Raw genomic sequence first — 26618 nt, forward strand, 5'->3', positions numbered from 1 at the left:
CGCCGTTTTTCTTTGCTGATAAAAGAATTTCTACGGTAGTTTTGATAAATTATTATGAAATGACACATTCTTATAAGACAATGGGGTATGACTAAAAAAAGTACTAAAGGGACATTGGCTCTATCTGAGTCAAAGGCAAAAAATCTCCCAGAAAAGCAAGGCACGGTGCAAGGCCACCGAGATGGATTTGGATTTGTTATTCCTGATGATGGTGGTGAGGATATCTTTTTAAATGAGCGCGAAATGTCGCGTGTCATGCATCACGATAAAGTGATCGTGAGAGTATCTGGGGTTGATCGACGCGGTCGCCCAGAGGGTCAAATCAGCGAAGTGCTCATGCATGCCAATCAATTTGTGATTGGTCGTTTATTGAATGAAAACGGTGTTTTGATTTGTGCGCCTGAAGATAAAAGAATTGGTCACGATATTCTGATTCCACCCAAAGGGCAGGGCAGCGCCAAATTGGGTCAAGTTGTTTCTGTTGAGATCATTGATTATCCAGATAGTTATCGCCAAGCGGTTGGTCGAGTGGTTGAGGTCCTCGGTGAGATTGATGACCCTGGCATGGAAATTGAAATCGCTGTGCGCAAGTACGGTGTGCCTCATTTATTTTCTCCAGCTGCTGCCAAAGAAGCAGAGGCATTGCCTGATGAAATAAGAGATGAAGATCTAGAGGGTCGCATTGATCTTCGGGATATTCCTCTGGTCACGATTGACGGTGAAGATGCCCGTGACTTTGATGATGCTGTTTACTGTGAGCCTGTGACATGGGGTAAAGAGAAAGCATGGCGCTTGATTGTTGCAATCGCCGACGTTTCTCACTATGTCAAACCAGGTCATCCGCTAGATACCGACGCTATCAGTCGTGCCACATCTGTTTACTTCCCGCGCAGAGTCATACCAATGCTGCCGGAAAAGATATCGAATGGTCTGTGCTCGCTAAAGCCTGAAGTTGATCGCTTGTGCATGGTTTGTGATGCGGTGATTGATGTTCATGGTGAAGTGCAGGCTTATCAATTCTACCCAGCGGTGATGCACTCAGCACAGCGCTTCACTTACAACACGGTATGGGAAATTTTAAGTAATTCAAATGGCCCGGAAGCGGCAAGATTCAAGCACCTTAAAAAGAATCTTGATCGCCTATACAGTCTTTATAAAGTTTTGCGCGCTGCAAGAGATAAGCGCGGTGCGATTGATTTTGAGACGACTGAAACTCAAATCATCAGTAATGCCTTGGGCAAGATTGAACGCATTGAGCCAAGAGTTCGTAATGAGGCTCATCGAATCATTGAAGAGTGCATGTTGTCAGCCAACGTCTGTGCTGCAGACTTCTTAGATAAAAATGGCCATGCCTCATTGTTCCGTGTGCATGCTGAACCATCTGTTGAAAAGCTATTAACGCTCAAGCAAGTATTGAGAACGGCTGGTTTAAATTTGGGTGGCTCTGATAAGCCAAGACCTAAAGACTTTGCTAAATTGATTGAAGAGATCAAGCCTAGACCTGATGCGAGCATGCTTCAGTCCGTGGTATTGAGATCAATGCAACAGGCGGTGTACCAACCAGATAACTATGGTCACTTTGGTTTGGCATATCCAGCCTATGCTCACTTCACCAGCCCAATTCGCCGTTATCCAGACTTATTGGTTCATCGCGCCATCAAAGCTATTTTGGCGAAGAAAACTTATTCACCAAGCATTCCGTCGGACGTGGTCTTGAACTTGGCCATGCCTAAGAGCGGCCCTGGTCGAGTCAATGCCGCCAATGCCAAGAAGTCTCATGAAGAAGGTAAGTTAAAACCGGCGGCTAAAACAGCTCGTGGTTCCAAAGCTAAGCAAGAGGCATCAACTGCTATGGCAGCATGGGCTCAACTCGGAGTTCACTGCTCTTCAAATGAGCGTCGAGCAGATGAAGCTTCACGAGATGTTGAGGCATGGTTGAAGTGTTACTACATGCGTGACCATCTTGGTCAAGAGTATGCTGGCACGATCACTGGTGTTGCAACGTTTGGCCTATTTGTTCAATTGGAAAGCTTGTTTGTTGAAGGCATGATCCACATCAGTGAACTTGGCGGTGATTACTACCAATACGATGAGGCCAGACAAGAGTTGCGTGGTGAACGTACCGGCATTCGTTACAGACTAACTGATCGCGTTCATGTTTTGGTCAGTCGAGTTGATTTGGATGCTAGAAGAATTGAGTTCAGTTTGGTCAAGCCAAACAGTGATAGAAATGGTATTGCTGGCGTTGGGGCAAGTGATCGTTTCTCAAAGGTTGATCAAGGTCGAGGTAACAAAACTGGCCGACATCCTGGAGCAAAAAAATCGTCAGGAAGATCTCACTCTAGTTCAAGATCCAATCCAAGCTCAAGCGCTGCTAGCGCTGGCGTAAGAAGTTCTCGAGGAGCTTCTGCAGAGGCTGCTGGTGGTTTATCATCGCCACCTACTAAATCAGCAGGCGCAGCCAAGAAGAAAACCACTGCAGCCAAGGCTGGTAAAAAACCCAAAAAAGCAAGCAATGCCAAATCAAAAGGGCATGAGTTAAGTGTTCGTAAAGGTCGTCGTTAATGTCAGATAGAGATTCAAAAAAAGACCAATCGCCAAGACAACATGGTGGTGATGGTAAGCAAATGATTTTAGGTTTTCATGCCGTGATTGCAAGATTGCGTCAAGATCCTGAGTCATTGAGAACAGTTTATGTTGATCCTGCAAGACGTGATCGCAGAATGCAAGACTTCATTAAATCTGCTGAACCGATTTTAGGTAGACGTTTGCATCAGGCTGATACAGAACGTTTGAGAACTTTGGCAGGCAATGATCGACACCAAGGAGTGGTAGCCTTTGCCGATACCATTTCTAAAGTTCAAACTTTGGATGAGCTATTGGATGCTCTGAGTGGCCCAGCACTGTTATTGATTTTGGATGGCGTGACTGATCCTCATAATCTTGGAGCATGTCTTCGAGTGGCGGATGGTGCAGGCGTTGATGCTGTGATCGTGCCTAAAGATCGCTCCGCGCATTTGAATGCTACCGTGAGTAAAGTTGCCAGCGGTGCTGCTGAGACCATGCCTTTGATTGCTGTTACTAATTTGGCTAGAACCATGCGTGAGCTTCAAGAGGCTGGAGTTTGGCTAATCGGAACAGATGATCAAACTGAAAAAACACTCTATGACATGGATTTCACAGGCCCAGTAGCTTTGGTGATGGGTGCTGAAGGTGAAGGCATGAGAAGGTTGACCAGAGAAACTTGTGATGCACTTGTCAAAATCCCGATGATGGGTGGCGTGGAGAGTTTGAACGTCTCCGTTGCCAGTGGGGTTGCTTTGTATGAAGCACGTCGACAGAGAATGCTAAAAGCTTAAAACTTCATCGTTTAACTGGCGAGAACCTTTTCTAGTTTTTCAATATCAGCACAGAATAAACGGATACCTTCAGAAAGTTTTTCTGTGGCCATCGCGTCTTGATTCAACTGATAGCGAAACGATGCCTCATCAGCCTTGATGACATTCAATTGAAGAGCTTTTGCAGCTTCTTTGGCATTTTGAGCTGTTAATGCTGGAGTGAGGTTCGCAGAGTTGGCTTGAAGTTCAGCAAGAAGTTCTGGGCTGATGGTCAATAAATCACAACCAGCCAAATGAGTGATTTGACCAATATTTCTAAAGCTTGCACCCATGACTTCAGTAGGGATGTCAAAGGTCTTGTAATAGTTATAGATGCTCTTCACAGAGACAACACCTGGATCATTGGCGCCTCCATGAACCTCGTCCTGCCATTGGCTGCCCAGAGACTTTTTGTGCCAATCCGTGATGCGTCCAACAAATGGAGAAATCAATTGAGCTTTTGCATCCGCGCAAGCCACTGCCTGAATCAAGCTAAACAAAAGGGTCATATTGCAAGCGATGCCTTCGGCTTGAAGGGTTTTCGCCGCTTGAATGCCTTCCCAAGTACTTGCTATTTTGATGAGCACTCGTTTTTTAGAAATGCCATTGGCCTCATAGGCTGTGATGATTTCTCGGGCCTTTTTAATGGTGCCTTCCGTATCAAACGATAAACGCGCATCGACTTCAGTGGAGACGCGGCCAGGAACGATTTTTAAAATCTCAATACCAAAAGCCACTAGCAAGGCGTCGATCACTTGATCAACCGGTTTGCCTTTATTTTTAGCTTTAACATCAGCAATCAAAGATTGATAGCTTGGAAGTTGGGTTGCTTTTAGAATCAGCGATGGGTTGGTGGTGGCGTCTTGAGGTAAAAAAGCTTGCATGCGCTCAAAGTCGCCCGTATCTGCAACCACGGTCGTGTATTGTTTTAATTGTTCAAGTAATGTGCTCATGGTCTTATTTTAGAATGCTTCTCGAATAATGCTGTAAATTAACTCTAATTAATCATATAAACAGGTTCACATGTATACCCAAGATCAACTTAAGGCAATGGTAGCGGAAGCCGCCAAGGATGAAGTCCTAAAAAATATGGCTCCTGGCGGTATTTTAGGAGTTGGTACGGGATCTACCGCTAATTTATTCATCGACGCCATTGCCCCACACAAAGCCCACTTTGCAGGCGTTGTTTCAAGCTCACAAGCCAGTACGGATCGTTTACAGAAGCATGGCTTTAAGGTCTTGGATAGTAATACAGTTAAAAGTCTACCGATGTATGTCGATGGCGCGGATGAGATTGATCCTCATGGCCACATGCTCAAAGGCGGTGGTGGTGCCTTGACCCGTGAAAAAATTGTGGCTCAATTAGCTCAATCATTCATTTGCATCTGTGATGGCAGCAAACAAGTGGATGTGATGGGTAAATTTCCACTACCGGTTGAGATTATTCCAATGGCCCAGGCTCAAGTGGCTCGTGAGTTAGAAAAGTTGGGTGGAGTGGTGACGCTCAGAAAAGTGAAGGGGTCTGAGTCGGTTTATGTGACTGATAACCAAGCTTGGATTTTGGATGTGGCTGGTTTATCAATCAAGGATCCAGTAGCCCTTGAATCTCAAATCAATCAGATACCTGGTGTTGTGTGTAATGGCCTATTTGCCAGAAGAAAAGCCGATGTTCTTTTGATTGGTGAATCTGCTGGGGTGCGTCGTCAGACGTATTAAAGTCTAGATGCTTTAATAAAAAAAGGACGCCGAGGCGTCCTTTTTGCTAAATAGATTCTTTAGGAATCTTTACTTGTTCTCTGGCACGTAACCTTGAACACCATCAGCGCCATCACCATAAAAGTATTTCTCAACTTGCTTGAGCAAATATTGACGCGCACGAGTGTCTGCCATATTGAGACGATTCTCATTGATTAACATGGTTTGATGCTTCAACCAACCAGCCCAAGCTTCTTTAGAAACTTCTTGCCATAGCTTCTTACCTAAATCGCCTGGCATTGGTGCGAAATCTAAGCCTTCAGCTTCTTTGTTCAACTTAATGCAATGAATCATGCGAGCCATCTTTTACCTCTTTAACTAATAAATTATTTGTATCAAATATTTTTAATCAGAACCATTGATTTACGTTCCCAGTTATAGAGCTCTTTACGCTCTGCTGGGAGATCATCAACGCTGGCTCTGACAAAGCCACGCTTTAAGAACCAGTGCTCGGTTCTCGTTGTCAAAACGAATAGTTTTTTTAGTCCTGCCGCTTTGGCTCTGGCCTCGATGCGTTTGAGCAATCTTTCGCCATCCCCTGATTCTTGTGCTTGAGGATCAACCGCCAAGCAGGAGAGTTCACCCAAGCCATTCGAGTAAGGGAAAAGTGCGGCACAGCCGAATAAAACGCGGTCATGCTCAATCACTGAGAAGTGAGTGATGTCACGCTCAATCGTGTCACGGCCACGTGCCACCAAAATACCTTCATCTTCTAGCGGTTCAATCAATTGCAAAATGCCGCCGACGTCGTCCAAATTGGCTTCTCGCAAATGTTCGATATCAGATGCTGCAATCATGGTGCTGATACCGTCATGCGTGAACAATTCTTCGAGCAGAGCGCCGTCACGATCATGAGGCAGTAGGTGCACACGGCTCACTCCAGACTTGATGGCGCGAATCGCGTTTTGTAACAGCACTTTCAGATCCGCATCAGCCAAAGTTAAGCCACTGATGTGATCTTCTAGCTGGCGTAATGAAAACTCTTTGATCAATTCACCCTCGAGATCAGTAATACCGTTGTATTCAGTTAAGAAAATCAACTTATCAGCTTTAACTGCCATGGCAGTAGCTGTGGCCACATCTTCATAGGCAATATTGAAGGCTTGACCTGTTGGAGAGAATCCAAGAGGTGACATCAAAACAATTTTGTTGTTTGTTAATGAGTGGGCAATGGATTCTGAATCCACTTTGCGGACCAATCCTGTGTGCATGAAATCAACGCCATCAACAATGCCCACCGGTCTGGCAATGATGAAGTTGCCAGAAATCACAGAAATACGTGATCCGGCCATCGGAGTATTCGGTAAACCCTGGCTAAACGCAGCTTCAATGTCTAGGCGCAATTCGCCAGAAGCTTCTTTCGCGCATTCAAGAGCCGCAGGATCGGTGATCCTGTATCCGCTCATGGCACCTGTGCCGTAACGGCTAGAAACTTTTCTTAAATCAAGCTGTTCTTGGACCTGTGGGCGTGAACCATGGACCAATACAATCCTCATGCCCATGGCATGAAGCATGGCCACATCCTGGATCAAGGCCTCTAATCCACCTTTTTGAACCAATTCACCCGCAAACCCGATAACAAAGGTTTTGCCACGAAAACTATGGATGTAGGGAGCTACATCACGTAGCCACGCAACGAAGGGAAAATTATTTTGTACTTGATTTGTAGGCATAGTGGAAAATTATAGGGTGCAACCAGAAAAAATAACCAAACTTTTAAAAATTGAGTTTCCCGAAAGCTTACCTGTCTCTGGGCAGAGGGAGAAAATCACTCATGCTTTAGAGCAGAACCAGGTCATCATTGTGTGCGGAGAAACCGGTTCTGGCAAGACCACGCAGTTGCCAAAGATCTGTTTGGCTATGGGGCGCGGTCGGGCGAATGGCACTGGTCAGTTGATTGGGCATACCCAGCCACGGCGTATTGCGGCCACTTCTACAGCCAAACGCATTGCTCAAGAGCTGGGAAGCCCCATTGGCGAAGATGTGGGCTACCAGGTGCGTTTTTCAGACAAAACCTCTGCCACCGCCTCAGTCAAACTCATGACAGACGGCATTTTATTGGCTGAAACTCAACGAGCCCCCTTATTAAAGGCTTATGACACCATCATCATTGACGAGGCCCATGAGCGCAGCCTGAACATTGATTTTCTGTTGGGCTATTTAAGACAGCTTTTACCTAAGCGTCCAGACTTGAAGGTGATTGTGACGTCGGCAACGATCGATGCCCAGCGTTTTGCTGAGCATTTCGGCTCCAAAGAGCGCCCAGCACCAGTGATTGAGGTCAGCGGTCGCCTCTATCCAGTTGAGCTTCGCTATAGACCGTTGCAAGAGCCAGGCAAAAAGGAAGTCAAGGACATTCCTGAGGCTGTTGTAGAAGCAATTTCAGAGCTATGGCGGGATGGTGCAAACGGAGCGGGCGATATTTTGGTATTTCTGCCCGGTGAGCGAGAGATCAGAGATTGTGCAGAGACTATTCGTAAAGATCATGTACTGAACCAACGCTTCCATCCAGATGTTTTGAGTCTATTTGCCAGACAGTCTGTGGCTGAGCAAGAGAGGGTTTTTCAGGGTGGGGGTGGTCGTCGCATTGTCTTGGCCACCAACGTCGCTGAGACATCATTGACCGTGCCAGGTATTCGCTTTGTGATTGATGCAGGCTTGGCAAGGGTCAAGCGCTATTCCTATCGCAACAAGGTTGAACAGCTCCAGGTAGAACCCATTTCACAAGCGGCCGCTAATCAGCGTGCTGGTCGATGTGGACGTGTATCAGATGGTATTTGCATCCGTTTGTATGACGAGGCTGATTACAAGGCCAGACCAGCTTTTACCGATCCTGAAATCTTAAGAAGCTCTTTGGCTGCCGTGATCCTTCGGATGCGCGCCTTAAAACTTCCAAAGATCCAAGAATTCCCATTCATTGAGGCACCTTTGGGTCGGGCCATCGCAGACGGAGTTCAGCTTCTAGAAGAGTTGGGTGCCATGGAGTCTGATGGACCAAGGCAGGGTGCTTTGACACCGATTGGTAAGCAATTAGCTGCCTTGCCATTGGATCCAAGAGTGGGTCGTATGCTTTTGGCTGCCAAAGAGCACCAAGCGCTCAGAGAGGTCTTGATCATTGCTACGGCCATGGCCACTCAAGATCCAAGAGATCGTCCAATGGAGTATGCCCAAGCAGCCGACACAGCACATAAGATCTTTGCTGATGAAAGATCTGAATTCTTATCATTTGTTAAGTTGTGGGATTGGTATCAGCAGGCACTCGTTAACAAACAAAGCAATCGACAATTAGAAAACCTATGTAAGACTCATTTCATCTCGCCAAGAAGGATGCGTGAATGGCGAGATATTCATGGACAGCTCCATCGTTTATTGATTGAACAGGGTTGGAAAGAAAACCAAACGCCAGCGACATTTGAGCAGATACATCTTTCTTTACTCACAGGTTTACTGGGTAATATTGCTAAAAAAGCGGATGATGAAAAACATGGTCCAGGCATTTATGAGGGTGCTCGCGGCATCAAACTCAATATTTGGCCAGGATCAACGATTGGTAAAAAGGCAGGGGCATGGATCTTAGCTTCAGAACTGGTGGAGACCAGTCGCCTTTTTGCAAGAACCATTGCGAAGATTGAGCCACAGTGGGTAGAGAAAGTTGCCAGTCATCGCATTCAAAGATCTTGGAGTGATCCATTTTGGGATTCTCGCCAAGGTGAGGTCATGGCGCACGAGCGCGGCACACTTTATGGCTTGCCCATTTATCACGGCAGAAAAATACGTTTCTCACCAAAAGATCCTTTAGAGGCTCGCCACATTTTTATCCAAAGAGCTTTGGTAGAGGCTGATTTGTTTGGGCAGGCTGAAGTTGCTCAGGCGCAAAAGCAAGGCGGGGCTATTGGCGCTTTCTTTTGGCATAACTTAAGCCTTATTAAACAAATCGAGGCACTCGAACACCGCTCTCGTCGACAGGATGTCTTGGTGGATGATCAATTGTTGTTCGCCTTTTACGATCAGCAGTTACCTAAAACTGTTTTTTGCAAAGCGACTCTTGAGGCGTGGCTCAAAGAAGATCCTAAGAATGGCATCTCTCTCAAACTAGATAAATCAGATTTGATGAGGCATGAGGCTGCAGGGGTGACTTTGGATCGCTATCCAAAAACCATGAAAATGGCGGGCACTGAGTTGCAATTGAGTTATCACTTTGAACCTGGTAGTCCCAAAGATGGTGTGACGATGGTGATTCCTTTGACTTTGCTCAATCAAATTGATCAACGTCGCTGTGAATGGCTGGTTCCCGGTTTGGCCACAGAAAAAACTCAGCTCTATCTCAAATCATTGCCGCAAAAATTGCGTCGTTACTGTGTACCTTTGCCTGACTATGCCAAGAAATTTGTAGAGCGCACTTCAGAGAAAAATACTTTTGGTGAAGGTGATTATTTAGATGCCTTGATTGCTGATATACGTGAGCAAACTCAAGTGCAAACCCAAAGAGCTGATTTCCGACCTGAGAATCTACCGCTTCATTGTTTTATGAACTTCCGTTTGGTCGATGAGTATGGGCGTCAGATTGATTTGGAGCGCAACCTGGGTAAATTGAGAGCAGAGCATTCTCAGGCAGCCAGAGAAGTCTTTCAAGAGGTTGCTGCGAGCGCTGTTGATCAGTTGCTGACTGAATCAAAGAATGCTGGTTCTAAAGCGCCATCATCGTCTGTTCAGGCTGCCAAGGAATCAAATACCAAAGCTGCAATGTCTCAAACAGACAATATCAAAGATTGGTCTTTTGGTGTTCTTCCGGAAATGTTGGAAATTAAACGCGGTAAACAAAGTTTGTATGGTTACCCAGCATTGCTTGATCAGCAAACGCATTGTGATATCGAGGTTTTTGATGATCCGGAGGTTGCAAGAAAAGCACATTTACAGGGGCTTAGAAGATTGTTTGCGCTGCCCATGCGAGAAACCATTAAGGCTTTGCATAAACAGTTGCCTGGCGCAAGAGATTTAGGACTGCTCTTCATGAACATTGGCAATGCTGAAGACTTGATCACGCAGGTCATTGATTTGGCTATTGAGAGGTCATGTTTGATGGAGCCATTGCCAACAAATGCCGATGAGTTTAAGCAACGACTTGATCTTGGTAAACCAAAGTTGGCCTTGATTGCCCAAGAGATCGGTCGACACGCTTTGAGTGCACTTCAAGCTTACGCTGATTTACAAAAACGCATGGCTCAGTTAAAGGCTTTATCTGCAAATGCTCATGCTGATGTATCAACTCAAATCCAACAACTGATTCACCCTAAGTTTGTCAATCAGACGCCTTATGAATACTTGGTGCATCTGCCAAGGTATCTCAAAGCAGCTTCGATGCGCATTGATAAGATCAGACTCAATCCATCAAGAGATGCTCAGTTGCAACAAGAGTGGCAATCATTGCAGCAACCTTGGATGAAGCTTCTTGCTGCACAAAAGGCGTATGGCGCTTCCGTTGATCCGCGTTTGAATGATTTCAGGTGGCAGTTAGAGGAGTTGAGGGTGGCTTTGTATGCCCAAGAGCTCAAGACGCCAACCCCAATGTCCTCAAAACGTCTGCAGAAAATCCTAGATAGTCTTAAAAAGTAATCTTCTTTCCTTTTGGTATTTTGGGTCTTAAAATCCCAAAATGCGTAAATCAATCAATTTAGCCCCCATTCTTTCTTCTTTTTTAACTTTGGCGTTCTTGATGCCTGGGTTAACGGTTCATGCTGCTGATCCTGTCAAGCGCACAGCGATTGTCCTCAACTCAGGCGAGGCCAGCGTCAGTCTGATTGATATGGATAAGAGGGCTGTTTATAAAACCTTTCCAATTGGAAAAGAACCTCATCACTTGATGATCACCCCGGATCAAAAATCAGTGTTGGTCGCAAATGCTGCTGGTGATGATGTTGTTTTTCTAGATCCCAAAACTGGTGATGTTCAATCACGCCTGCCTAATATTGTTGATCCTTATCACATTGGCTATTCACCTAATAAGAAGTGGTTTGTTGCTGCAGGCAACCGATTAGACAGGGTGGATATTTATGCCGCCAAAAATCAAGAATTGAAATTGGTAAAAATTGTGAAGGCAGCCAAGACACCAAGTCATATTGCGTTTACCAGTGATAGCAAACTAACCTTTGTGACCTTGCAAGATTCTAATGAGCTGATTGCGATTGATTTAGCCACCCAAGAAATAGTTTGGAGAATGCCAATTGGAAAAATGCCTGCTGGTGTTTGGATGACCCCTGGAGATAAGCATCTGTTAATTGGTTTAACTGGGTCTGACTTGGTGCAGGTGGTTGATTGGAAGCAGCAGAAGATTGTCAAAGAAATTAAAACTGGCAAAGGCGCTCATAACTTTAGACCTTTGGGAGATAAGCGCCATATCTTTTTAACAAACCGTGTTGACTCAACCATCAGCATCATTGACATGGATAAGTTGGAAAAAGTGGCTGACATCAAAGGCTTACCATCTGGTCCTGACTGTATGGATGTCACAGCTGATGGCAAAGAGTTGTGGGTGACATTTAGATTTGCTAAGAAAGTTGGCATCATTGATATCGCCAGCCGCAAGCTGGTCACAACGATTCCGGTTGGGAAAAGTCCTCACGGTATTTTCTTTCACTCGAATGCTGCTTGGGAGTAATGCTTGAGCTTCATCACCAGTCCTTGCACTCAGTTAAAAAAAATAGCGCTTGTCTTGTTATTTTCAACCAGTGCTCATGCATCGACTTGTGAAAAACCCATTTATCTAACCTTTGACACTGGCAACATGGATGTTGCTGAGTATGTGGCTGGGGTTTTAAAAAAGCATGATGTCAAAGCCACATTTTTCTTAGCCAATGAAAAAACCAAGCGCGGTGATTTTTCTTTGGATGACTCATGGTCTGAGTTTTGGAAATCACTGAAAAAAGATGGTCATGCTTTTGGTAATCACACTTACCACCATACTTACTTCGTTAAAGATGCAGAAAATAACTCTGCTAAGACAAGACCTCAATTTGGCCCTCATGCTGGAAAAATTATTACCACCAACCAAAGTGCTTTATGTAGTGAATTGCAGTTGGTGAATGATCGTTTTCAGAAAATGACAGGCTCTCCATTGAATAAAATTTGGCGAGCTCCTGGCGGAAAGGTATCCTCGAATTACGTGGAGATGGGTCATATTTGTGGCTATACCCATGTTGGCTGGTCAGAAGCTGGTTTTTTGGGGGATGAATTAAGTTCTGAGAAATTCTCAAATCAACATCTTCTAGATAAGGCTCTGAAATCTCTAAAGCCAGGAGATGTCGCCATGGCTCATCTGGGGATATGGTCTAGAAAAGACCCTTGGGCCCCAGCAGTTTTAGAGCCTCTCATTGTTGGCTTGAAGAAAAAGGGCTATTGTTTTGATACGGTTTTAGGGATTCAGCAGCATCGGCAAATTTCTAGAATAATGAGGCCATGAACACCTTATTTGCCTGGTATGCCAGCACCCAAGAGTGGTTGATGCAGGAGTTAGTTCTGCCACTTCTTTATGCCTTTGATGGAATGGGCCATGCTGACGATGCCATTGGTGGTCTGGATTGGTTCATGTTGGGAGTGATCCAAGTTTTACTGATTGCCTTGGTACTTCGTCCCCTTGAGAGTTTTTGGCCTGCTGAAGTTAAACGTGCCAATCAGCAAAAATTATCAAAAGCTGTTTGGTCAGATGTTGTTTACACACTGATTCATCGCTTGGGTATTTTTAAGCTGGCCTTGTTTTTACTTTTCTCAGGCATGTTTTTTTGGTTTGATGCGCAACTGCATGATTTGCGTTTCATTCAGCTTAATGTCGAGACATGGATTCCACAAATCACATCCATTCCTTGGGTCAGCTTTATTGTCTATTTGATCATTTTGGATTTTGCTGAATACGTTTACCACCGTGCATCACATCGTTTCAATTGGTGGTGGCAGTTACATGCCTTGCATCATAGCCAGAAAACCATGACTGTCTGGAGTGATAACCGTAATCATGTGATCGACGATTTAATGCATTCAGCGGTATTTGCTTTGATTGCGCTGGTGATGGGTGTGGAGCCCATTCAGTTCTTATGGCTTGTGGCCATCAGCCAATTAATTCAAAGTTGGCAGCATGGCAATTTAAAGTTTGATCATGGTTGGTTCAAATATGTTTTGATTTCACCGCAATTCCATCGCTATCACCATGCAATTGGCTTGGGCCATGAAGCACCAGGTAAACCGGGTGTTTTAGGAGGTTGTAATTTTGGGGTGTTATTTCCTTGGTGGGACATGCTATTCAAAACAGCCATTTTTTCAAAAGAGATTCATCCAACGGGTGTTAGAAATTTAGAAGTCTCTGAGAATCTGGCGATTCATCAGTGGCAGGGTTTCAGACATTCTTGGCGAGAGCTTAGAAAATTATTTTAATGAAGCAGTAAAGGATTTTGTGTTTAGAGCTCTTGGTTTATCGATGATTGGCTTAATGCATCCAAAGATGCTTTGGTTGAGCTTGCGACCTTTTTTATTTGTCAGCGTGGCATGGGGCATCTTGTTTTTCTTTATTTGGGAGCCCACCTTAGAACTCATCAGAGTTTTTATTACCACTTCATTTTTAACAGCATGGATTGCTGATGTGATGTCTGCAACAGGGTGGGATGAAATCAGGGCGGTGATGGCGCCATTGTTACTGGTCATGGTTTTAATTCCTTTGATCACGATTTCCTTGTTGGTGTTTGTTGCCTTTACATCCATTCCTGGTGTGATCAAACATCTTTCAAAGCAGTCGCAGTATCAATCTCTACATCAAGCAAATGTTGGCGGTGTTTGGGGAAGCATTGTTTATGCATTGATATCCATTGTGATTTGCTTTTTATTTTTGTTGATTACTTTGCCTATTTGGTGGATTCCTCCCATGGTGGCCATCCTGCCGCCATTGCTATGGGGTTGGCTGACCATGAGGCTCATGAGCTATGACGTGTTGGCGCTTCATGCGAGCGCAGAAGAACGAGATGCATTGATTGCTGAACATCGTTGGCGCTTATTAGCCATGGGCATAGTCTCTGGGATGTTGGGCGCTGTGCCCACATTCTTTTGGGCAACATCCGCCATGGCTTTTATCTTTTTCCCAATTGTTTCCTTCTTTGCTTTGTGGATTTATTCTTTGGTTTTTATTTTTTCAGCACTATGGTTTGCCCACTATTTATTAAATGCATTGCGTGAATACCGAATGACTAATGGAGTTGTATTAAATGACGCATAAAAAGTTCAGACTCATCGTTGTAGGCGATGAAATTCTCTCTGGTAAGAGACAAGATAAGCACATGTCAAAAATGATTGAGCTTCTCAGTGAAAGAGGCTTATCGCTTCATAAAGTTGAATATGTGGGTGATGATCGAGAGTCGATCACAGAGGTTCTAAAGAAAAGTTTTGCAACAGATGATGTTGTTTTTAGTACGGGTGGTATTGGCTCAACTCCAGACGATCACACCAGACAGTGTGCGGCAGCTGCTTTGAATGTTCCTTTGGCCTTGCATCCAGAAGCGAAGGAATTAATCACGCAACGCATTAACACCATGGCTGAGGGTGATGCAGATAAAGCCAAGCTAACAAATCCAGACAATGTTTTACGCATGAAGATGGGGGAGTTTCCGCTTGGTAGTGAAATCATTCCTAACTCATACAACCTGATTCCTGGATTTCGCATCAAGGAGCATCATTTCCTACCGGGCTTTCCTGTGATGGCTGCACCAATGATGGCCTGGGTATTGGATGAACTTTATGCAGATTTGTTTCATTTGACTGATTTTGTTGAGAAGAGTTTCATCATTCCATTGGGTATGGAGGCTAGCTTGACCACCTTGATGGAGGAGATTGAAGCCACACACAGTGGCGTTAAAGTCTTTAGTCTTCCTTCAGTCGGTGACCCTCGCAAGGGCGGGGTTTTTGCCAAGCGTCATATTGAGCTTGGACTTAAGGGTTCTTTATCTGAAGTTGATAAAGCTTTTCCCTTTCTGAAGCAAGGTGTTTTAAAATTAGGCTTCGAAATTCATGAATTGCCCCAAGCTGGTGATTAATGGTGAATTTGCCTGAAATTAGTGCATTTGTGCACCAAAAAAGGGCATTTGAGTGATCTGCAGTGGGTTTATTGACCTAAAATGCTGATAAGTAAATGAAGCATGTCTTTTGGCATGCTTTGTGCATAGTTTTGTAATAAGCGGGTTGCATCTTCCATGAAGGGTGATGTGACTGATTTGAGATCGTACCAACAGGAGATTTGCATGACAACGAAGACCGTCGCTGATGTAATGAAGCTTGCGAAAGAGAAAGAAGTTACTTTTGTTGACTTCCGTTTTACAGATACCAAAGGTAAAGAGCAGCACGTTTCAGTGCCAGTGTCTCACTTTGATGAAGATAAATTTGAGAGTGGTCATGCATTTGACGGCTCTTCAATTGCTGGTTGGAAAGGAATTGAAGCATCAGATATGTTGTTGATGCCAGATCCAGTTACAGCTTATATCGACCCATTCTATGAAGAGCCAACATTGGTTCTTTCATGTGACGTTATCGAGCCATCAGATGGCAAAGGCTACGACCGTGATCCACGTTCTATCGCTAAACGCGCAGAAGCATATTTAAAGAGCACTGGTATTGGTGATACAGCTTTCTTTGGTCCAGAGCCAGAGTTCTTCGTTTTTGACAGCGTAACTTGGGGCAACGACATGCAAGGTTGTTTCTTCAAAGTTGAATCTGAAGAAGCACCATGGTCATCAGCAACAACTTTTGAACATGGCAACACAGGCCACCGTCCAGGTAAAAAAGGTGGTTACTTCCCAGTTGCTCCTGTTGATACATTCCAAGACATGCGTTCTGAAATGTGTTTGATTTTGGAATCTCTAGGTATTCCTGTTGAAGTTCACCACCATGAAGTGGCTGGTCAAGGTCAAAACGAACTAGGCACAAGATTTAGCACATTGGTTCAACGTGCTGACTGGACAATCCTACAAAAGTACGTGATTCAAAACGTTGCTCACGCTTACGGCAAAACAGCTACATTCATGCCTAAGCCAATCGTTGGTGACAACGGTTCAGGTATGCACGTTCACCAGTCTATCTGGAAAGATGGTCAAAACTTGTTTGCAGGCAATGGCTATGCAGGCTTGTCAGACTTAGCTTTGTACTACATCGGCGGTATCATCAAGCACGCACGTGCATTGAACGCTATCACTAACCCAGGTACAAACTCATACAAGCGTTTAGTTCCAGGTTTCGAAGCTCCAGTTAAGTTGGCTTACTCAGCACGTAACCGTTCTGCTTCAATCCGTATTCCACACGTGGCAAATCCAAAAGGTCGTCGTATCGAAACTCGTTTCCCAGACCCATTGGCTAACCCATACTTGTGCTTCTCAGCATTGATGATGGCTGGTTTAGATGGTATCCAGAACAAGATTCATCCAGGTGAAGCTGCTGACAAGAACTTGTATGACTTGCCACCAGAAGAAGATGCAAAGATCCCAACAGTATGTAACAGCTTGGATCAGGCATTGGATGCATTGAATGCTGACCGTGAGTTCTTGACTCGTGGTGGTGTATTCACAAACTCAATGTTAGATGCGTACATCGAATTGAAGATGGAAGAAGTTACTCGCTTCCGTATGGCTGCTCACCCAGTCGAATTCGATATGTACTACTCACTCTAATCGAGAGACTAGAGAAGGTAGAGCGCAGATATGTTGCGCAAACCAAGCAAAGAAGGGGCAGCAGTAGCTGCCCTTTTTTCTCCTCACAGTGTTTGGGATGAGTTTCCAAATGCCATTCTGATCGTTGATTACAGCCATCAGATGGTGGTTTATGCCAACCCCGTAGCAGAAGTGAGTTTGGATATTTCTAGCAAATTGCTAGAAGGCATGAACTTGCATGATTTATTTGGTCACAACCCAGAGCTTTTACAGATGCTTGAGGCCATCAAGACCGAAGAAGTCGCATCTCAGCGCCAAGATTTGATCTTAAATTCAGGGCCGGCGCGAGCCGATCATGATCCCATCAATGCTCACGTTGTGGTTGGAGCACTCAATCACCCCGATTTGCTCTTGATTGAATGGTTTCCCTTAGAGCAGCAATTACGAAGTGAGCGCGATGATCGTTTGGTTCAGCAGGTAGAAGCTAATAAGACTTTGATGCGTAACTTAGCCCATGAGATTAAGAATCCTCTGGGCGGTATCAGAGGCGCGGCACAGCTTTTAGAGTATGAGCTGCCTGATAAATCTTTACATGAATACACTCAGGTCATCATCAAAGAATCTGATCGACTTCAGAGTTTGGTTGATAGGTTGCTAGCACCCCATAGAAAGGCACACATTGATGATTTCTTGAACATCCATGAAGTGCTTGAACGAGTCAGAAGCTTGGTGTTAGCCGAATTTCCAAGCGGTTTAAAAATCAAGAGAAATTACGATATCAGCTTGCCTGATCTTTTAGGTGATAAAGAGGCCTTGATTCAAGCTGTATTGAATGTGGTTCATAACGCAGCTCAGGCCTTAAGAACCAGGATCGAGCAGGGTGATGCTGAGATAGAACTCAGCACCAGAGTGGTTCGCAATGTCACTATTAACAAGCAACGTTACAAACTGGCATTAGATTTGCATGTCATTGATAACGGACCTGGCATACCTGATGAAATCAAGGACAAAATCTTTTTTCCTTTGGTCTCAGGTAAAGAGGGTGGCAGTGGTTTGGGGCTGACTTTGGCACAAACCTATGTGCAACAGAATTATGGTTTTATCGGTTGTACCAGCAAGCCTGGAACAACTGACTTTCAAATGCAATTACCTTTCCGCTTAAAAGCGGAAGGAAAACAATAAGAATCGGATGTCGATATGAAGCCTGTTTGGATTGTGGATGATGATCAATCAATACGTTGGGTGCTTGAGAAAGCATTGCAGCGCGAAAACATGCCTTATCGAAGTTTCACCAATCCTCAAGATGTTTTAGATGCTTTTGATAACAAAGAAGAGCCACAGGTTTTAATCTCTGATATTCGCATGCCAAGGGGTAATGGCATTGATTTGTTACAACAGGTCAAAGCTGAGCATCCGCATGTGCCTGTGATCATCATGACGGCTTATTCAGATCTTGATTCCGCTGTTTCTTCTTTCCAAGGTGGCGCTTTTGAATACATCACCAAACCTTTTGATATTGCCAAATCTATTGAATTAATCCGCCGTGCGGTTGATGAAAGCTTGAGATTGCAAAATCAAACACAAGATGGTGTTGTGCGCATGCAAGAAACCACTGAGATTCTTGGTCAAGCTCCCGCCATGCAGGATGTCTTCAGGGTCATTGGGCGCTTGTCTCAATCTAATGTGACTGTTCTCATCACGGGTGAATCTGGCACTGGTAAAGAGCTTGTGGCCAGAGCTTTGCATAAACATAGTCCAAGAGCGGGTGGGCCTTTTATTGCTTTAAATACGGCAGCCATTCCAAAAGATTTACTTGAGTCTGAATTGTTCGGCCATGAACGAGGCGCCTTCACTGGCGCACAAACCATGAGACGTGGTCGTTTTGAACAGGCTGAAGGTGGAACTTTATTTTTAGATGAAATCGGTGATATGCCATTTGATCTTCAAACAAGGTTGTTACGTGTACTGTCGGATGGTCATTTTTACCGAGTTGGTGGCCATGATTCTCTTAAATCGAATGTGCGAGTCATTGCTGCAACCCATCAAAATCTTGAGGCACGTGTTGCTGAAGGCTTGTTCAGGGAAGATTTGTTCCATCGTTTGAATGTGATTCGTCTGCGCTTGCCATCATTGAGAGAGCGCAAGGAAGATATTCCATTATTGGCTCGTCACTTCATGCAAACCTCTGCTAAATCTTTGAGCATGGATGCCAAGCGTTTGTCAGATGACGCCTTGTTGGCTATTTCTCAATTACCATTTCCAGGTAACGTGAGACAGCTAGAGAATTTATGTCACTGGTTGACCGTGATGGCGCCAGCACAAGTGATTAGTGCTCAAGATTTACCGCCAGATGTCATCGAAATAGGCGCAGATCTTCCTGAGGGAGTGACTGCTGAATTGGTCACTACATTTAAATCAGCAAACGCTGGTGATTGGGAATCTGGCCTTGCATTGTTGGCCAAGCAATTATTACAAGATGGTAGCCGAGATGTTTTCAATATCTTAGAAACTAAGTTTGAAAAAGCTGTTCTAACAGCAGCCTTGGAGGTGACCAGAGGTCGTCGCGTTGAAGCCGCAGAGCGTTTGGGTATTGGCAGAAATACGATCACCAGAAAACTTCAAGAACTTGGTATCGATACCTAAATTATTCGACCAACTTGATAGCGTTCATAATAGAGCGATTATTGTGAATTAAATCTACTTATGTCCGCTATTCGTCTTGCTACTTGGAATGTCAATTCCATCAAAGTTCGCCTTCCTCATCTTTTGCAGTGGTTAGCTGCACAAGAAGCTCTTAAGGCACCCATTGATGCTCTTTGTTTGCAAGAACTCAAACTCACAGAAGATAAGTTTCCGTTTGCTGAGCTGGAAGCTGCCGGCTATTACTCTTTGGTAGCAGGACAAAAAACGTATAACGGTGTTGCCATTCTTTTACGCAAATCATCTTTGGCTGCAATAGCTCAAGATGTGCAAACTGCATTTTTATCGCCTGTTAAAAACAACCCTAAATTTCCCGATGAGCAACAACGTTTGCTGGCTGCAACGGTAGCTTTTAATGGCAGGGCTCCGATCAGAATCATTTCTGCTTATTTTCCAAATGGGCAAGCGCCAGGCACAGAAAAGTTTGCCTACAAGTTGGATTGGTTGGCTGGTCTTCATGATTGGCTCAGCGAGGAAATGGAAGAGCATTCAAGAATTGCATTGCTGGGTGACTACAACATTGCCCCTGAAGATCAAGACGTTCATGATCCGAAAGCATGGGAAGGGCAGAATTTAGTTTCTCAAGATGAGCGTGATGCTTTCTCAGGTCTCATTGAGATGGGGTTTTACGATAGCTATAGGCTCTTTGAGCAGGCACCCAAAAGCTTTAGTTGGTGGGACTACCGGATGATGGGTTTCAGAAGAAACGCTGGCGTTCGTATTGACCACATTCTTTTGAGTGAAGCATTGAAAAATGACTGCATCGCAAGCTCCATTGATAAAACTCCGAGAGCTTGGGAGCAGCCATCTGATCACGCTCCTGTGATTACTACTTTAAGTTAACTCTTAAGCTAAACCACCATGCCTTAAAAGGGCATCAATTTCTGGCTCTCGGCCTCTGAATGCTTTGAATGATTCAGCAGCGGAGCGACTACCGCCAACTTCAAGAATTTCTTGTCGGTAGCGCACACCTGTGGCTTCATCCAAAATGCTGCCAGTCTTCTTAGCGGCTTCTTCAAATGCCGCATAGGCATCTGCAGAAAGTACTTCAGCCCACTTATAGCTGTAGTAACCAGCTGAATAACCGCCTGCAAAAATATGGCTGAATGTATTGGGCCATCTAGATAGATCAGACTGCTTGATCACATGAATTTGATCGTTGATTTGTCTTGATAGCTGCAAAATATCTTCAGGTTTGGCTGAGTGCGCATCAAAGCTTGAATGCAGGCGCCAGTCAGTCAAAGAAAATACTAATTGCCTTAGAGTGCCCATCCCGTTTTGGAAGTTCTTTGCCGCAATCATTTTTTCATATAGAGATTTTGGCAAGGTTTTGCCTGTCTCTACATGAGATGTCATTTTTTCTAAAACTTCCCATTCCCAGCAAAAGTTTTCCATGAACTGACTAGGTAGTTCTACAGCATCCCATTCAACACCATTGATGCCTGAAACACCCAAGGATCCAACCTGAGTCAACATGTGATGTAAGCCATGGCCACACTCATGGAACATGGTGATCACATCATCATGGCTGATCGTTGGTTGTTTTGTAACACCATTGACCGTTACAGGGGCGGGGAAGTTGCACACCAAATAAGCCACAGGCGTTTGGATTGTTCCATTAGGGAGGTTTCTTCTACCTCTGGCATCGTCCATCCAAGCGCCGCCACGTTTTCCAGGTCTTGCGTATGGATCTAAATAAAAATTGGCCAGTAGTTTTCCAGCTTTACTCAAGACTTTGAATGATTGGACATCTGCATGCCAAACTGGCAGAGAGTCCTTCTCAATTTTTACCCCAAACAGAGTTTGCACAAGTCCAAACAGGCCATCTAGAACTTTTGGTAGTGGGAAGTATTGTTTGACATCGTTTTCAGAGAATGCATAACGAACTTGTTTGAGCTTTTCAGATACAAAAGCCATGTCCCATGGTTCAAGTGATGAGATATCTAAATGTTCCTTGGCAAAAACTTGCAATTCTTCCCAGTCTTTTTGACCGTGAGATTGAGCTCTTTTGGCAAAGTCACTTAAAAATTGATCGACCTCTGCAACAGTCTTCGCCATTTTTGGCGCAAGACTGAGAGCGGCGTAATTTGCAAAGCCAAGCATCTTGGCTTCTTCATCTTTTAGACGAAGTTGCAAAAGCATGTTGTTTGTATTGTCCCAATCTGCTTTGCCACTTCCAAACTTCTCAGATAACTCTGAGGCTCTGGTGACATAGGCTTCATAGAGTTTTTTTCTGAGTGGTCTATTTTCAGAAAACTGCATGACTGGAAAATACGATGGGAAATGCAGGGTAAACGCCCAGCCAATCAGATTTTTTGACTCAGCCGTTTGCTTTGCCGCAGCAATCGCATCTTCTGGCAAACCAGCTAAATCTTGTTCATCCGTGATCACATGCACGAAGAAATCTGTTGCGTCTAAAACATGATCAGAAAATTCTTTGGATAGCTGAGCCTGTTGGTCTTGGATCTCAGCGAAACGAATTTTTTGATCATCTGATAATTCTGCGCCGCCCAAACGAAAATCTCGTAAAGAATTTTCAATGACTTTGCGTTGTGCATGATCAAGTTGTGCAAACTCAGCGGATTGGCTCAAAGCCTTATATTTTTTGTACAACTCTAGGTTTTGACCAAGATTTGTCCAAAAAGAGGTGACCTCTGGCAGCATTTCTGCATGAGCTTTTCTAAATTCTGGGGTATCAGCAACACTGTTCAAATGACTAATCACACCCCAAGCACGCCCGAGATTCTCAGTTGCATCTTCAAGCGGTTCAACCAAGTCTTCCCATGTTGCAGGGGTCGATGGTTGTAACGATAAATCAACCGCCTTTTGCGCTTCAGTTAATAACTGTTCGATAGCGGGTTTGATATCTACAGCTTTGATAGAGCTGTATTCAGGAAGGCTTTTGCCAAAGGCGAGCAATGGATTGAGTATTGGATTATTCATACTCATTATTATGTCCTGAAATTGAAAAAAGTTCAGGCGAAAAAAGGCTTACGCCCAAAGGGTCTTTAAGCTTTGACTCTTTCGGCGGCCTCAAGCGTATTCAGTAGAAGCATGGTGATTGTCATTGGCCCAACACCACCTGGAACAGGGGTGATTGCGCTGGCAACATACTTCACTTCATCAAAATCTACGTCGCCACAAAGCTTGCCATCAGGTAAGCGATTAATACCAACGTCTATGACCACTGCGCCACTTTTAACCATGTTGGCTGTGATCATTTTAGGTTTACCGGTAGCAACAACCAAGATATCTGCTTCCTTGGTGTGGGCTGTCAAATCTTTGGTTTTGCTGTTGCAAATAGTGACTGTTGCACCAGCTTGCAAGAGCAACATGGCCATTGGCTTACCAACAATATTGGAGGCGCCAATCACCACGGCTCTAGCGCCTCTGATTGGGTAGTCGATGCTTTCAAGCATTTTCATGCAACCATAAGGGGTGCATGGTCTGAATAGGGGTGCGCCAATCATCAAAGCGCCGGCATTTGCCACGTGAAAGCCATCAACATCTTTTTCAGGGGCAATGGCTTCAATCACACGGTGGCTATCAATGTGTTTTGGTAATGGCAGCTGAACCAAAATGCCATGAATATTCTTATCGTGATTCAATTCATTGATTCGGGCAAGAAGAGCTTCTTCACTCAAATCAGAGGGATGTCTTTCCAGAATGGAAAACATGCCAACATCTTCACAGGCTTTCACTTTGTTTCTAACGTAAACCTGGCTAGCAGGGTCTTCTCCCACCAATAAAACAGCTAAACCAGGCTTCACACCTTTAGCTGTCAAGATGGCAGTTTTAGCAGCAATCTCTAATCTGATTTTTTTGGCAAGAGCGTTGCCGTCAATGATTTGTGCAGGCATATTAATTATTGGATTCAGATAGGGCGAGTCTTAGTAAATCTGCAACAGTATTCACATTGAGCTTTTCCATGATATTGGCGCGGTGGGCTTCAACTGTTTTGATTGAAATATTTAAATCGTCGGCAATTTGTTTATTTAAACGTCCAGCAACAATTCTTTCAAGAACTTGTTTTTCTCTACCAGTAAGTTTGCTGAGCAAGTTCTGGTTATTCTTTTGAGTATCAGCTTTCGCATAGTCAACCCTGGCTCTGGCAAGCATTTTTTCAACCAATACCTTCAATTCTGATTCTTTGAAAGGTTTCTCAATGAAATCAATGGCTCCCTTTTTCATGGTGGAAACCGCCATTGAAACATCGCCGTGACCAGTAATGAAAGAGATTGGCATAGGGATGCCTTCTGCTAAAAGACGCTCTTGAAGCTCAAGACCTGACATGCCTGGCATGCGCACATCCAGAATTAAGCAAGAAACCGTTTCCTTATGATCTCCCTGGAGAGCTTGAAGAAACCTCTCAGCGCTTGGCTGGCATTTAACAGAGTAGCCATTGCTTTCCAATAGCCACGTCAATGAATCTCTCACAGCTTCGTCGTCATCAACGACATAAACAATTTCAGTTTTGTTGTTCATATGCTTATTTATCCAAGGGAAGTAGTATTGTAAAGGTGCAGCCCGGGGCGGGTTGATCTTTTTGCGAGGCATTGTTTTCTGCCCATAGGCGGCCGTGATGGGACTCAATGATGGAGCGGCAGATGTTCAAGCCCATGCCCATGCCATCATGTTTGGTGCTAAAGAATGGCTCATACAATCTTTCTAGGGCATCTTCAGGAATTCCAGGCCCCTGATCTATGACACGAATTCTTAGCATGGCTGGCGATACGGATTGATCAATATCAACCACAAGATTGATCAACTTTGAAGAATTCACTTTGTTGGGGATATTTTTAATGGCATCGATAGCATTTTTTAATACGTTCACCAATACTTGTTGAATCAGAATTGGGTCTAAAAAGACTTTGGGCAAGTTATCTGCAAAAGAGATGCTGATTTGAACGCCATAACGTTGCGCCTCAATTTCAGCAAGTCCAACTGAATCTTCAACAATGGTTGCCACATTGACCATCACGCTTTGAGGCTGACTTCTTTTTACAAACCCTCTGATACGTTGAATAATTGTGCCTGCACGATGAGCTTGATTGGTTGCTTTTTCAATCGCAGGCAAAATATCTTTTTCGATGTCGATGTTTTGTGAAGATTTCAATCTATTGGCTATGCCTGTGCAATAGTTTGAAATCGCTGCGAGCGGTTGATTCAATTCGTGTGCCAAAGAAGAGGCCATTTCACCCATGGTAGTTAAACGGCTTGAAAACTGAAGCTTCTCTTCTTGTTCTCTGGTTTGATCTTCAGCTTTTTTTCTTGAGGTGATGTCTGTGGCAATGATCAGCTGTGCCAAGTGACCATCGACCCAAGAAATATATCTGCGTCTGACTTCATACCAAAGTTTGTTTTGATTGATTTGAATTTCTCTGAAGTCAGATTGTGTTGGTGTTAAGGCGGAGGCAGGTAGTCCAGCAAAGCCATCCACGCTATCGATGTCTAATGCTCCCATGTCTTCTGGATCTATTTCATGACCTGCCAAGTCAAGGTGAGCTTTTGTTGTATTGCCAAAAGTCTCTCGGTAATATTTATTGGCAAATAAGAGTTGGCCACTTTGTAGCGAAATAACTGACACTGCAGCATCAAGACTTTCAAGAACGGTGGTGAAGCGTTCTTGCGCCAATGCCAATTCTTGTCGAGCTTTGATAGGTTCTGAAATATCAACAATTGAGCTGATCCATCCAGATTGCTGACCTTTTTCATCAATCAACGGGGATACAAAAGTTCTCGAATTGATTTTGACGCCATTTTTCTTTTGTAAGACCGCTTCAAAACCAGCTTTTGGTGAATTACCTTTTAATGCAACAGCCATCTTCTGGGTTAACTCAGGAACTAACTCGGAGGGCCAAAAAGGAAAGGGTGGCGACATGCCAATAAGCTCATGCCGTGTCCAGCCGGTCATTTCACAAAAGGCTGGATTCACATAAGTGATCTTTCCTTGCATGTCATGCGCTCTCATGCCAATCGTGATGGATTCTTCCATGGCGCGCCTGAAGTTAGTTTCAGTTTGCAAATCTTTTTGAATTGAGTAACGTTGAGACGTTTGCTTCCAAACAGACCATAAACTCCATAGAACAAAACCACTCAAGCCGATCACCAGCCAAAGCAATGTTCGATACGTTAGATTGGTAGGTGGCGGGTATGTGCTGACGTGTAAGGTCAGTGGGATTGGTGTTTTATCTAAAGTCACGCTGTGCTCTAAAGATCTTGAGCTGGTTCGTTTGGGGTTTGAGCTCACCAATTCTTTACCTGAGCTATCTAATAGTGCAAAACGATACAAGCCATTTAATTCACTTGGGACCATGTGCTGCAGAATTCTCTTTCCTGAGTAAAGAGTTGCAATACCACCCGTCACCGCCCCATTCTGAATGATGGGGGTTACATGCCAAAAAACATATTGTCTGTCTGTATTTGAATTTTCATTTTCGGCTGGATGGAAGCCCAGCATTCTTCCGTAAGTGGCTTTGTTCGACTCCGCCGCCTCGGAAAAAATGGCGTTTAATTCTGTGTCGAGTACAGATTTAATCGAGGTTCTTTCTGACCACTTTGAATAGCTTGGGTTATTCGGCAGAGTGGCGATGCGATTTTGTCTGCTATCTAACCAGCGTAATTGCAAAATTTCTGGACTGTCTTGAATAAGCTTGGTGGATAGTTTTAAAAAAGAGGATGGGTATTGAGCTTGATTAGCTGAGTTACTGATCTCGCGACTCAATTCCAGGATCGCATCTTCATTGGCAGCAAATCTCAACATGATCCTTTGTTTGGCAAAGGCACTTTCACGATAGAGCGTGTATTGCTGCTGGTTTTTATCTTGGTAATTCAGTGTCCATAGAATCAATCCCATGGCGCATGTGAATAGCACGATTGCCAATACCGGTATGTATAAGAATGCATAAGATCTCGCTCTTTGTTTCAGAGCTTTCGTTCTGTACTTCTTAATGGTTTGGCCGAGATATTGGTTGATTACGTTTTTCAAATGAATACTTATTAACTAAGGGAAAACCATGCAATCTTAGAGTGTAATTCCTGTCGATACCGAAGCCCTTAATTTTTTTCTGTTTTTGCCCCATATTGCCACGCAACATAATTCCATATAGTGATAAAT

20 protein-coding genes are annotated in these 26618 nt (G+C 44.2%); 13 read left to right on the forward strand and 7 right to left on the reverse strand.

What is annotated here, in order from left to right; translation table 11 throughout:
* Positions 1-87 precede the first annotated feature (87 nt).
* Together rnr and rlmB are read left to right on the forward strand one after the other, a co-directional pair.
* Positions 88-2565, forward strand: a complete 2478-nt coding sequence (gene rnr, locus GQ367_RS04005) for a ribonuclease R (protein WP_215291703.1) — start codon at positions 88-90, stop codon at positions 2563-2565.
* Between the two features lie 62 nt (positions 2566-2627).
* Complete coding sequence (gene rlmB / locus GQ367_RS04010; RefSeq protein WP_370624440.1) at positions 2628-3359, forward strand: 23S rRNA (guanosine(2251)-2'-O)-methyltransferase RlmB; 732 nt, start codon at positions 2628-2630, stop codon at positions 3357-3359.
* Positions 3360-3370: 11 nt separating this feature from the next.
* On the opposite strand, the gene tal is transcribed toward rlmB, so the two are convergent.
* Complete coding sequence (gene tal, locus GQ367_RS04015) at positions 3371-4330, reverse strand: transaldolase (protein WP_215291707.1); 960 nt, start codon at positions 4328-4330, stop codon at positions 3371-3373.
* A 70-nt stretch (positions 4331-4400) separates the two neighbouring features.
* Here tal and rpiA point away from each other — a divergent pair, with 70 nt between their 5' ends.
* Positions 4401-5093 carry a ribose-5-phosphate isomerase RpiA gene (gene rpiA / locus GQ367_RS04020; protein WP_215291709.1) on the forward strand — a complete coding sequence of 231 codons (693 nt, stop codon included), beginning with the start codon at positions 4401-4403 and terminating at the stop codon, positions 5091-5093.
* Between the two features lie 69 nt (positions 5094-5162).
* Here the strand turns inward: rpiA and GQ367_RS04025 are convergent, their stop codons facing one another.
* Both GQ367_RS04025 and argA read right to left on the reverse strand, forming a co-directional pair.
* Positions 5163-5435: an oxidative damage protection protein gene (locus GQ367_RS04025; RefSeq protein ID WP_215291712.1), complete on the reverse strand. Its 273-nt coding sequence runs from the start codon at positions 5433-5435 to the stop codon at positions 5163-5165.
* Positions 5436-5467: 32 nt separating this feature from the next.
* Positions 5468-6805, reverse strand: coding sequence for an amino-acid N-acetyltransferase (gene argA / locus GQ367_RS04030; RefSeq protein ID WP_215291714.1), 1338 nt, complete (start codon positions 6803-6805; stop codon positions 5468-5470).
* 1 nt (position 6806) lies between these two features.
* On the opposite strand from argA, the gene hrpA reads away from it, so the two are divergent.
* The 10 genes from hrpA to xth all read left to right on the forward strand — a co-directional run bounded on the left by hrpA (position 6807) and on the right by xth (position 20344).
* A complete protein-coding gene (gene hrpA, locus GQ367_RS04035; RefSeq protein WP_251370209.1) occupies positions 6807-10745 on the forward strand; it encodes an ATP-dependent RNA helicase HrpA in 3939 nt (1312 codons plus the stop codon).
* Positions 10746-10785: 40 nt separating this feature from the next.
* Positions 10786-11787 (forward strand): cytochrome D1 domain-containing protein, encoded by a 1002-nt coding sequence (locus GQ367_RS04040; RefSeq protein WP_215291716.1) that lies wholly within the window; start codon positions 10786-10788, stop codon positions 11785-11787.
* 3 nt (positions 11788-11790) lie between these two features.
* On the forward strand, positions 11791-12588 hold the full coding sequence (locus GQ367_RS04045) for a polysaccharide deacetylase family protein (protein ID WP_215291717.1): 798 nt from the start codon (positions 11791-11793) through the stop codon (positions 12586-12588).
* The gene (locus tag GQ367_RS04050; protein ID WP_215291718.1) at positions 12585-13553 is read left to right on the forward strand and encodes a sterol desaturase family protein; all 969 of its coding nucleotides are present in this window, start codon (positions 12585-12587) and stop codon (positions 13551-13553) included. The genes GQ367_RS04045 and GQ367_RS04050 overlap by 4 nt, the downstream gene beginning before the upstream one ends.
* Positions 13554-13596: 43 nt before the next feature.
* The gene (locus GQ367_RS04055; RefSeq protein ID WP_215291719.1) at positions 13597-14385 is read left to right on the forward strand and encodes an EI24 domain-containing protein; all 789 of its coding nucleotides are present in this window, start codon (positions 13597-13599) and stop codon (positions 14383-14385) included.
* Positions 14375-15199: a molybdopterin-binding protein gene (locus GQ367_RS04060; protein ID WP_215291720.1), complete on the forward strand. Its 825-nt coding sequence runs from the start codon at positions 14375-14377 to the stop codon at positions 15197-15199. Before GQ367_RS04055 ends, GQ367_RS04060 begins: the two co-directional genes overlap by 11 nt.
* A gap of 204 nt (positions 15200-15403) precedes the next feature.
* Complete coding sequence (gene glnA / locus GQ367_RS04065; protein WP_215291721.1) at positions 15404-16822, forward strand: type I glutamate--ammonia ligase; 1419 nt, start codon at positions 15404-15406, stop codon at positions 16820-16822.
* 30 nt (positions 16823-16852) lie between these two features.
* Positions 16853-17983 (forward strand): nitrogen regulation protein NR(II), encoded by a 1131-nt coding sequence (glnL, locus tag GQ367_RS04070; protein WP_215291723.1) that lies wholly within the window; start codon positions 16853-16855, stop codon positions 17981-17983.
* Positions 17984-17998: 15 nt separating this feature from the next.
* Positions 17999-19444, forward strand: a complete 1446-nt coding sequence (gene ntrC / locus GQ367_RS04075; RefSeq protein WP_215291725.1) for a nitrogen regulation protein NR(I) — start codon at positions 17999-18001, stop codon at positions 19442-19444.
* 69 nt (positions 19445-19513) lie between these two features.
* Entirely contained in the window at positions 19514-20344 is an 831-nt protein-coding gene (gene xth / locus GQ367_RS04080; protein WP_215291883.1) for an exodeoxyribonuclease III, read from the forward strand.
* Positions 20345-20347: 3 nt separating this feature from the next.
* On the opposite strand, the gene GQ367_RS04085 is transcribed toward xth, so the two are convergent.
* Genes GQ367_RS04085 through GQ367_RS04100 form a run of 4 tightly spaced genes read right to left on the reverse strand, consistent with a single transcriptional unit; the run spans position 20348 to position 26489 of the window.
* On the reverse strand, positions 20348-22450 hold the full coding sequence (locus GQ367_RS04085) for a M3 family metallopeptidase (RefSeq protein WP_215291727.1): 2103 nt from the start codon (positions 22448-22450) through the stop codon (positions 20348-20350).
* A gap of 59 nt (positions 22451-22509) precedes the next feature.
* Positions 22510-23361, reverse strand: a complete 852-nt coding sequence (gene folD / locus GQ367_RS04090) for a bifunctional methylenetetrahydrofolate dehydrogenase/methenyltetrahydrofolate cyclohydrolase FolD (protein WP_215291729.1) — start codon at positions 23359-23361, stop codon at positions 22510-22512.
* Between the two features lies 1 nt (position 23362).
* Positions 23363-23986: a response regulator transcription factor gene (locus tag GQ367_RS04095; protein ID WP_215291731.1), complete on the reverse strand. Its 624-nt coding sequence runs from the start codon at positions 23984-23986 to the stop codon at positions 23363-23365.
* 4 nt (positions 23987-23990) lie between these two features.
* Positions 23991-26489 (reverse strand): PAS domain S-box protein, encoded by a 2499-nt coding sequence (locus GQ367_RS04100; RefSeq protein ID WP_215291733.1) that lies wholly within the window; start codon positions 26487-26489, stop codon positions 23991-23993.
* Positions 26490-26618 lie beyond the last annotated feature (129 nt).

It is taken from the genome of Polynucleobacter sp. MWH-CaK5 (genome assembly GCF_018687615.1).
Taxonomy (GTDB): Bacteria; Pseudomonadota; Gammaproteobacteria; order Burkholderiales; family Burkholderiaceae; genus Polynucleobacter.

What these genes read in the sequence shown, in the direction of transcription:
- folD (WP_215291729.1), bottom strand. Translation starts at nt 23,361, where the DNA reads ATGCCTGCACAAATCATTGACGGCAACGCTCTTGCCAAAAAAATCAGA.
- tal (WP_215291707.1), bottom strand. Translation starts at nt 4,330, where the DNA reads ATGAGCACATTACTTGAACAATTAAAACAATACACGACCGTGGTTGCA.
- GQ367_RS04060 (WP_215291720.1), top strand. Translation starts at nt 14,375, where the DNA reads ATGACGCATAAAAAGTTCAGACTCATCGTTGTAGGCGATGAAATTCTC.
- rpiA (WP_215291709.1), top strand. Translation starts at nt 4,401, where the DNA reads ATGTATACCCAAGATCAACTTAAGGCAATGGTAGCGGAAGCCGCCAAG.
- glnL (WP_215291723.1), top strand. Translation starts at nt 16,853, where the DNA reads ATGTTGCGCAAACCAAGCAAAGAAGGGGCAGCAGTAGCTGCCCTTTTT.
- GQ367_RS04055 (WP_215291719.1), top strand. Translation starts at nt 13,597, where the DNA reads ATGATTGGCTTAATGCATCCAAAGATGCTTTGGTTGAGCTTGCGACCT.
- GQ367_RS04085 (WP_215291727.1), bottom strand. Translation starts at nt 22,450, where the DNA reads ATGAGTATGAATAATCCAATACTCAATCCATTGCTCGCCTTTGGCAAA.
- rlmB (WP_370624440.1), top strand. Translation starts at nt 2,628, where the DNA reads ATGATTTTAGGTTTTCATGCCGTGATTGCAAGATTGCGTCAAGATCCT.
- rnr (WP_215291703.1), top strand. Translation starts at nt 88, where the DNA reads ATGACTAAAAAAAGTACTAAAGGGACATTGGCTCTATCTGAGTCAAAG.
- GQ367_RS04040 (WP_215291716.1), top strand. Translation starts at nt 10,786, where the DNA reads ATGCGTAAATCAATCAATTTAGCCCCCATTCTTTCTTCTTTTTTAACT.
- GQ367_RS04050 (WP_215291718.1), top strand. Translation starts at nt 12,585, where the DNA reads ATGAACACCTTATTTGCCTGGTATGCCAGCACCCAAGAGTGGTTGATG.
- argA (WP_215291714.1), bottom strand. Translation starts at nt 6,805, where the DNA reads ATGCCTACAAATCAAGTACAAAATAATTTTCCCTTCGTTGCGTGGCTA.
- glnA (WP_215291721.1), top strand. Translation starts at nt 15,404, where the DNA reads ATGACAACGAAGACCGTCGCTGATGTAATGAAGCTTGCGAAAGAGAAA.
- GQ367_RS04025 (WP_215291712.1), bottom strand. Translation starts at nt 5,435, where the DNA reads ATGGCTCGCATGATTCATTGCATTAAGTTGAACAAAGAAGCTGAAGGC.
- GQ367_RS04095 (WP_215291731.1), bottom strand. Translation starts at nt 23,986, where the DNA reads ATGAACAACAAAACTGAAATTGTTTATGTCGTTGATGACGACGAAGCT.
- ntrC (WP_215291725.1), top strand. Translation starts at nt 17,999, where the DNA reads ATGAAGCCTGTTTGGATTGTGGATGATGATCAATCAATACGTTGGGTG.